Source organism: Streptomyces sp. 15-116A (genome assembly GCF_025290915.1).
Classification (GTDB): Bacteria; Actinomycetota; Actinomycetes; order Streptomycetales; family Streptomycetaceae; genus Streptomyces.
Map to the genome: position 1 here is coordinate 1 of NZ_JAOCQE010000298.1, position 7,294 is coordinate 7,294.

The 7,294-nt window shown below is 72.1% G+C and carries 7 protein-coding genes and 2 pseudogenes; 6 read left to right on the forward strand and 3 right to left on the reverse strand.

What is annotated here, in order from left to right:
* The 5 genes and pseudogenes from N4P33_RS30210 to N4P33_RS30230 form a co-directional block, all read left to right on the forward strand.
* Window positions 1-158: pseudogene (locus N4P33_RS30210) on the forward strand (NAD(P)-dependent oxidoreductase); the annotation flags it as partial.
* A 55-nt stretch (window positions 159-213) separates the two neighbouring features.
* On the forward strand, window positions 214-636 hold the full coding sequence (locus tag N4P33_RS30215) for a PPOX class F420-dependent oxidoreductase (RefSeq protein ID WP_260830129.1): 423 nt from the start codon (window positions 214-216) through the stop codon (window positions 634-636).
* A 159-nt stretch (window positions 637-795) separates the two neighbouring features.
* Window positions 796-1,071 carry an SHOCT domain-containing protein gene (locus N4P33_RS30220; RefSeq protein WP_260830130.1) on the forward strand — a complete coding sequence of 92 codons (276 nt, stop codon included), beginning with the start codon at window positions 796-798 and terminating at the stop codon, window positions 1,069-1,071.
* Complete coding sequence (locus N4P33_RS30225; RefSeq protein WP_260830131.1) at window positions 1,068-1,820, forward strand: ABC transporter ATP-binding protein; 753 nt, start codon at window positions 1,068-1,070, stop codon at window positions 1,818-1,820. The genes N4P33_RS30220 and N4P33_RS30225 overlap by 4 nt, the downstream gene beginning before the upstream one ends.
* A complete protein-coding gene (locus N4P33_RS30230) occupies window positions 1,817-4,378 on the forward strand; it encodes an ABC transporter permease (protein WP_260830132.1) in 2,562 nt (853 codons plus the stop codon). The genes N4P33_RS30225 and N4P33_RS30230 overlap by 4 nt, the downstream gene beginning before the upstream one ends.
* A 295-nt stretch (window positions 4,379-4,673) precedes the next feature.
* Here the strand turns inward: N4P33_RS30230 and N4P33_RS30235 are convergent, their stop codons facing one another.
* Window positions 4,674-5,153 (reverse strand): ATP-binding protein, encoded by a 480-nt coding sequence (locus N4P33_RS30235; protein ID WP_260830133.1) that lies wholly within the window; start codon window positions 5,151-5,153, stop codon window positions 4,674-4,676.
* 195 nt (window positions 5,154-5,348) lie between these two features.
* On the reverse strand, window positions 5,349-5,672 hold the full coding sequence (locus N4P33_RS30240) for a hypothetical protein (protein WP_260830134.1): 324 nt from the start codon (window positions 5,670-5,672) through the stop codon (window positions 5,349-5,351).
* A 359-nt stretch (window positions 5,673-6,031) separates the two neighbouring features.
* On the opposite strand from N4P33_RS30240, the gene N4P33_RS30245 reads away from it, so the two are divergent.
* A complete protein-coding gene (locus tag N4P33_RS30245) occupies window positions 6,032-7,135 on the forward strand; it encodes a PLP-dependent cysteine synthase family protein (RefSeq protein WP_260830135.1) in 1,104 nt (367 codons plus the stop codon).
* 7 nt (window positions 7,136-7,142) lie between these two features.
* On the opposite strand, the pseudogene N4P33_RS30250 reads toward N4P33_RS30245, so the two are convergent.
* A pseudogene (locus N4P33_RS30250) lies at window positions 7,143-7,294 on the reverse strand (SRPBCC family protein); the annotation flags it as partial.

The following is a 7,294-nucleotide window of genomic DNA, read 5'->3' on the forward strand; positions in this document are numbered from 1 at the left end:
CCCGCCTCATCGTCCAGGCCGGCGAGCGGCACGGCGTACGCCTGGACGTGGCCGCGGCCGGCGCCGCCCGCCTGGAACGCGCCGCCGCCCAGGGCCACGGCGACGAGGACATGGCCGCCGCGTACTACGCCAGCTTCGACGACGGGCCCGAGGCCTGAGCACCGGACGCCGCCCGCCCGGACGACCACTCACCCACGTCACCCGAGGAGCCCCATGTCCAAGCCCCCGCTCCCCCCGAAGGCCGACGCCCTCCTGCGTCGCGCCAACCCCTGCGTGATGGCCACCGTCCGCTTGGACGGCGCGCCCGTCTCCACCCCCACCTGGTACCTGTGGGAGGACGACCGCGCCCTGATCAGCCTCGACGCGGGCCGGGTCCGCCTGAAGCACCTGCGCCGCGACCCACGCGTCACCCTCACCGTCCTGGACGGCGACGACTGGTACACCCACGTCACCCTCATCGGCCGCGTCACCGAACTCCACGACGACAAGGGCCTGACCGACATCGACCGCCTCGCCCGTCACTACACCGGCAGCCCCTACCCGGACCGGGAGCGTCCCCGCGTCAGCGCCTGGATCGACGTCGAACGCTGGCACGGCTGGGGCGCCCTGCGCGACACGGACCAGGCAGCGACCTGACCCGAGAGGTACGCCCGAGGACGCCTCGGCACCCGGTGCCGTACTCCCCACGAGGTACCCCTACTGCCGCTCGCCGTACGACGACCGGGGGCACCCTTCAGGGCGACTCTCGGAAGCGACACACGAACGTAGGTATCGCTTCCGAGGAGTTGAACGATCATGCAGACTCTGGCGCACTTCGGCGACGGTGGACCCGGCGCGTGGATCCTGCTCTTCCCCCTGATCTGGGCCCTGGTCATCGGTGGCGGTATCGCGTTGCTGCGGCGGACCGTGTGGCGCGGACGCCATGGACCCGGGCGGACCGCGCCGGCGGGGGACTCGCCCATCACGGTGCTCGGCCACCGGTTCGCCTCCGGTGAGATCGACGAGGACGAGTACTGGCGCCGCCTGTCCGTCCTGGACGAGCAGTTCGGCCGCAAGGGCGGTGCGGCATGACCACCACAACCGCCACCACCCGCACCGCCGCGCGCGTCGTCGACGCCGTGAAGGTGTACGGCGCCGGCGACACCGCCGTACGGGCCCTCGACGGGGTGACGGTCACCTTCCCGGCCGGCCGCTTCACCGCGATCATGGGCCCCTCGGGGTCCGGCAAGTCGACCCTGATGCACTGCGCGGCCGGACTGGACACGCTCACCTCCGGCTCCGCCTGCATCGGCGACACCGACCTGGGCGGCCTCGACGACCGCCGCCTCACGCTGCTGCGCCGCGACCGCGTGGGCTTCGTGTTCCAGGCGTACAACCTGGTGCCGACGCTCACCGTCGCGGAGAACATCACCCTGCCGCTCGATCTCGCGGGCGGCGGGGGAGACCCCGAGTGGATCGACGCCCTGATCGACGTCGTCGGCCTGCGCGACCGGCTGCACCACCGGCCGGCCGAACTGTCCGGCGGCCAGCAGCAGCGCGTCGCCGTGGCCCGCGCCTTCGCCGGCCGGCCCGACGTCGTCTTCGCCGACGAGCCCACCGGAAACCTCGACTCCCGCTCCGGTGAGGAGGTCCTCGGCCTGCTCGGCCGCACCGTCCGCCACACCGGCCGCACGGTCGTCATGGTCACCCACGACCCGGTGGCCGCCGCCCACGCCGACGAGGTCGTCTTCCTCGCCGACGGCCGGCTCGTCGACCGCATGGAAGACCCGACCGCCGACCGGGTCCTGGACCGGATGAAAGCCTTCGAGGTGCCCTCATGAACGCCTCCCTACGCCTGAGCGCGGCCTCCCTGCGCGCCCACAAACGCCGCTTCGCCGGAACGTTCCTCGCCGTGTTCCTCGGCGTGGCGTTCCTCGCCGGAACGCTCGTCATGGGCGACACCCTGCGCGCCAGCTTCGACAGCATGTTCGGCAACGCGGCCCGCGGCACCGACGCCGTCGTCCGCAGCGCCGACGCCATCACCACCCCCGGCGAGAGCCAGGGCGTGCGGCAACCGGTCGCCACCGACCTCACCCGCACCATCGAGCAGGTCCCGGGCGTCGCCGCGGCCGTCCCCGACATCCAGGGCGCCGGACAGCTCGTCGGCTCCGACGGCGAGCCGATCGGCGGCCAGGGCCCGCCCACCCGGGCCGGCAACTGGATCACCGACCCCGAGCTCAACCCGTACCGGCTCGCCGAGGGCCGCGCCCCGCAGAAGTCCGGCGAGGTCGTCGTCAACCGCGGCACGGCCGAACGCGGCGGCCTGTCCCTCGGCGACACCACGGTCCTGCGCACCCCCGACCCGGTGAAGGTGACCATCGTCGGTCTCGCCACCTTCGGCGGCGAGGACGGCATGGCCCAGGTGACGTACACCGGCATGACCCGCGCCGACGCCGAGAAGTACCTGACGGCACGCCCCGGCCAGGCCGCGAGCATCCTCGTACGCGCCGCACCCGACGTGAGCCGGCAGGAACTCGTCGACCGCCTGGCCGGCGTCCTGCCCGAGGATGTCGAGGCGATCACCGGTCAGGAGTCGGCCGAGGAGAACAACGACATGATCGCCGGCCAGTTCCTGAGCATCTTCACGCTCTTCCTGCTGGTGTTCTCCGGTGTCGCCCTGCTGGTGGCGACCTTCTCCATCCACAACACCTTCGCCATCGTCGTCGCCCAACGCACCCGCGAGAACGCCCTGTTGCGTGCCCTGGGCGCCTCACGCCGGCAGATCACGGCCGCCACCCTGGTGGAGGCCACCGCCGTGGCCGTCACCGCCTCGCTGGCCGGCCTCGCCGGCGGCATCGGCATCGCGGCCGGCCTGCAGGCCCTGTTCCCGGCCATCGGCTTCCCCTTCCCCGACGGCGCCCTGGTCATCGGCGCCCTCTCCCTCCTCCTGCCCCTGGCCGTCGGCATCCTGGTGTGCCTGGGCTCCGCCCTGCTGCCCGCCGTACGCGCCGGACACACGGCACCGCTGGCCGCCCTGCGCGAGACGGCCGTCGACACCTCCGGCGCCTCCCGCTCCCGCGCGGTCACCGGAACAGCGCTCGCGGCCCTGGCCCTCGCCGTCACCCTCGTCGGCGTCCTGGTCACGCCGTTCGTGTGGCTGGCCGGGACGGGCGCCGTCCTCGCCCTGGTGGCCTTCGTGGTCCTCGGCCCCGTCGCCTCCTCCACCGCCGTCCGGGTGCTCGGCAGCCCGCTGCACCGGCTGCGCGGCATCACCGGCGGCCTCGCCCGCCGCAACGCCCTGCGCAGCCCCAAGCGGACGGCCGCCACCGCGAGCGCCCTGATGATCGGCGTGGCGGTGGTCTCCCTGTTCACCGTCTTCGGCGCCTCCCTGAAGGCCACCATGGACCAGACCGTCTCGCGTTCCTTCGCGGGCGACGTAGCCGTCAGCGCGCCCTCCTTCGGCGCGGGCGGCAGCGGCCTCAGCCCGAGACTCGCCCCAGCCATCGAGGACCTGCCCGAGGTGGACACCGCGGTCGGACTCGGCCAGGGCGTCGCCGAAGTGGAGGGCGACGGACGCGCCTTGACGGTCACCGACCCGGTCGCCCTTGCACGCACCTTCGACCTCGGCGAGATCCGCGGCTCCCTCACCGACCTGAGCACCACCGGCATCGCCCTCACCGAGAAGGAGGCCGACCGGCTGAACCTCACTCCCGGCGACACCACCCGGCTCACCTTCACCGACGGCCAGGAGCAGACCTTCACGGTCCGCGCCGTCTACGGCCGGTCCGAACTCGCCGGCGACTACGTCATCACCCGCGAGGCCTGGGCCCCGCACCGCACCCAGGACGCCGACACCCTGGTGGCCGTCACCTTCGCGGACGGCGTGAGCGCAGAGCAGGGCAAGGCGGCGGTCGAGCGGGTCGCCGACAGGTACGGCAACCCGGAGGTGCAGACCCGCGACGAGTACGCGCAGTCCTCGGCGGGCGGCATCGACATGATGCTCACCCTCGTCTACGCCCTGCTCGCCCTCGCCGTGCTCATCGCCCTCCTCGGCATCGCCAACACCCTGACCCTTGCCATCCACGAACGCACCCGCGAACTGGGCCTCCTCAGGGCCGTCGGCCAGACCCGCGCACAGCTGCGGGCCATGGTCCGCTGGGAGTCCGTCCTGGTGGCGGCCTTCGGCACCGCGGGCGGCCTGGCCCTGGGCGCCTTCCTGGGCTGGGTCCTGGTCAAGGCCTCCGACGGCGAGAGCGACAGCGCCTTCGCCTTCGCGATGCCCCCCGTCCAACTGGCCCTGGTGGCCCTGGTCGGCCTGGCAGCCGGCGCCCTGGCAGGCCTCCGCCCAGCGGGCCGAGCGGCCCGCCTCAACGTCCTGAGGGCGATCGCCACAGAGTGAGAGAACACATGGCCCACTGCCCAACACCGTGTGGGACGCCCCGCAACAAGGGTTGCGGGCCGTCCCACGCCCACTGCGCTAACGCGCCGGCCGCGAGAGAGCCGCAGGGGGCGCGCCGGTGTCGAGACGGCATGGGGGCACCGCCCGCTCGAGCGAAGCCGAGAGTGGGGGAGCGCGGAGGCGCGCAGCGCCGAGCACGATCGCCGTCTCGACACCGGCACAAAGCGCCCCCGAAGGCGAACGAGCCAATGCAGTACGGCCGCGTTGAGCCTTCAGCCTTCTAACCCGGCCCGGACTAAGTCGCCTCAGCCAACTGGTGAGTGTCCCGCCCCGCCACAGCAAGCTGCGCATACCGATCGGGCACGGCAAGAACCGTCGCCCCCGGCGTAGGCAAGGTGAACCACACCACCTTCCCCGACTCCCCGTCCGGCAGCGCCCCCCAGCTCTCGCTCATCGCCGCCACCATCGCCAGCCCCCGCCCGCACGTGGCGAGCGGACCGGCGTCCTCCAGGATCGGCAGACGTGGGTCGTGGTCGTGCACCGAGACCTTGAGCCGCTCGAGCAGCAGCTCCATCTCCACGGTGCACGTCTTGTCGGGCTGGGCATGCCGGTGGACGTTGGACAACAGCTCGGTCACACCGAGCGAGGCCCGGTCTATCAGGGAATCCATATGCCAGTAGCGCAACTGCGCAGATACGATTCTGCGGACCTGGCCGATCCGCGACGGCAGGGCTTGGAGCTCCACCGTGCAGTGCCTGCTTGGGTGACTGATCACGGCTGCGACTCCCCGGTGTCAGGTCCGGAACGAGGGCCGGAAGAACACGGAGTACGGATCCAGCAGGATGCCTGCGTGACGCTGCCGCCTGCTGTCGTGGCCGGCGGGCTGGTTCGCAGCGTTATCGCCGGTAAACCCAGAGTGACGTGTGACAAGCGTGACGCAAGGGGAGAAGTGGCGCAAGTCACGGACATCTCAGCCGCCGCGCCCCGATGCCCGTCGTACCGCCTCGATGAACCGGCGGGCCGCCGGAGGCCCCGGCTCGCCCGGCGCGGGGTCGTGCTCGCCCAGGGTCAGCAGGTACCGCTTGCCGTTGAGGTCCGCGAGCGCACGGTCCTCGGGGGCGAACCACGGCTTGGATGCGCGCACCGCCTGCACCGGCGCGCTGTCGATCTCGGTGCCGTAGCTGGTGAGCAACTCCAGCCGGCCGTCGCTGATCCGGACCTGCCCGGCCCGGGTGAGCGAACGCAGCCGTTTGCCGATCCGCACCCCCCTGGCCGTGAACTCCGGCTCGGCCATGTTCACCCGCCCCCTTGCGCGTGTGTCGGTGTGCCGGACCGTGCTCCTGGGCCGGCTCGAGTCCAGATCCAGTGTGCCCCTGTACGGGACCCTGCTCCCGCCGCTGAAGTCTGCCCCCACCCGCCGCCGAGCACCAGTGCACGCGCTCCGGTTCTCAGGGGCGCGAGAAGCACTGGCGCAAATGCGCCCCCACCACTTCGCGCCCCCGTCACCCAGGGTTGTCTTTGAGCCGCTCAAAGACGTGTTTATGCAGGTGGGAAGTGGTGCGCAAGGTGCTTATGATCGGTGTGTCGGCCGCGCGAGACGCCGCGTCGGCGCTCAGCGTAAGGAGCCCCGTGGTGAGCACCCCCCAACAGACCATGACCGGCGCCACCCTCGACGTCGACCACAGCGATCCCGCCTACCGCGCGTGGCTGAAAGAGGCCGTGCGCAGGGTGCAGGCCGATGCCAACCGCTCGGCCGACACCCACCTGCTGCGTTTCCCGCTGCCCGAGCGGTGGGGCATCGACCTCTACCTCAAGGACGAGTCGACCCACCCCACCGGCAGCCTCAAGCACCGGCTCGCCCGCTCGCTGTTCCTCTACGGCCTGTGCAATGGCTGGATCCGCCCCGGCCGCCCGGTGATCGAGGCGTCCAGCGGTTCCACGGCCGTGTCGGAGGCGTACTTCGCGAACCTGATCGGCGTGCCCTTCATCGCCGTCATGCCGCGCACGACCAGCGCCGAGAAGTGCCGCCTGATCGAGTTCCACGGCGGGCAGTGCCACTTCGTGGACGACCCGCGCACGATGTACGAGGCGTCGGCCGCCCTCGCGGCGGAGACCGGCGGCCACTACATGGACCAGTTCACCTACGCCGAGCGGGCCACGGACTGGCGCGGCAACAACAACATCGCCGAGTCCATCTTCCGGCAGCTCAGGCTGGAGCGGTTCCCGGAGCCCGCGTGGATCGTCGCCACGGCCGGCACCGGCGGCACCTCGGCGACCCTCGCGCGCTATGTGCACTACATGCAGTACGACACCCGTATCTGTGTCGCCGACCCGGAGAACTCCTGCTTCTTCGAGGGCTGGACCACCGGTGATCCGGACGTCACCTGCGACTGCGGTTCCCGGATCGAGGGCATCGGCCGGCCCCGTATGGAGCCCAGCTTCGTGCCGGGTGCCGTCGACCGGATGATGAAGGTGCCGGACGCCGCCAGCGTCGCCGCCGTACGGGCCCTGGAGGGGGCCATCGGCCGCAAGGCGGGCGGCTCGACCGGCACGGGGCTGTGGAGCGCGCTGAAGATCGTCGCGGAGATGGTCGCCGAGGGCCGGGAGGGCAGTGTGGTCACGCTGCTGTGCGACCCCGGGGACCGCTACCTCGACAAGTACTACTCGGACGCCTGGCTCGCCGAACAGGGCCTGGACATCGCCCCGTACACGGCGGCCATCGAGTCCCTGCTGCGCACCGGCGTCTGGCCCGACTGACCGACCGCTACCGTGCCAGCCGCCGGTCCAGGGAGGTGACCGCGTCGCGGAAGGCGCGGGCGAGGCCCGGGCGGGCGAGTCTCAGGGCGTGCCGGAAGGGCGCCGTACCGTCGGCGGCGAACGTCCACTGCACGCGCGCGCCCGTACCGGCGGGCGCCA

Coding starts and splice junctions, on each gene's coding strand:
- N4P33_RS30215 (WP_260830129.1), top strand. CDS start 214: ATGTCCAAGCCCCCGCTCCCCCCGAAGGCCGACGCCCTCCTGCGTCGC.
- N4P33_RS30220 (WP_260830130.1), top strand. CDS start 796: ATGCAGACTCTGGCGCACTTCGGCGACGGTGGACCCGGCGCGTGGATC.
- N4P33_RS30225 (WP_260830131.1), top strand. CDS start 1,068: ATGACCACCACAACCGCCACCACCCGCACCGCCGCGCGCGTCGTCGAC.
- N4P33_RS30230 (WP_260830132.1), top strand. CDS start 1,817: ATGAACGCCTCCCTACGCCTGAGCGCGGCCTCCCTGCGCGCCCACAAA.
- N4P33_RS30240 (WP_260830134.1), bottom strand. CDS start 5,672: ATGGCCGAGCCGGAGTTCACGGCCAGGGGGGTGCGGATCGGCAAACGG.
- N4P33_RS30245 (WP_260830135.1), top strand. CDS start 6,032: ATGACCGGCGCCACCCTCGACGTCGACCACAGCGATCCCGCCTACCGC.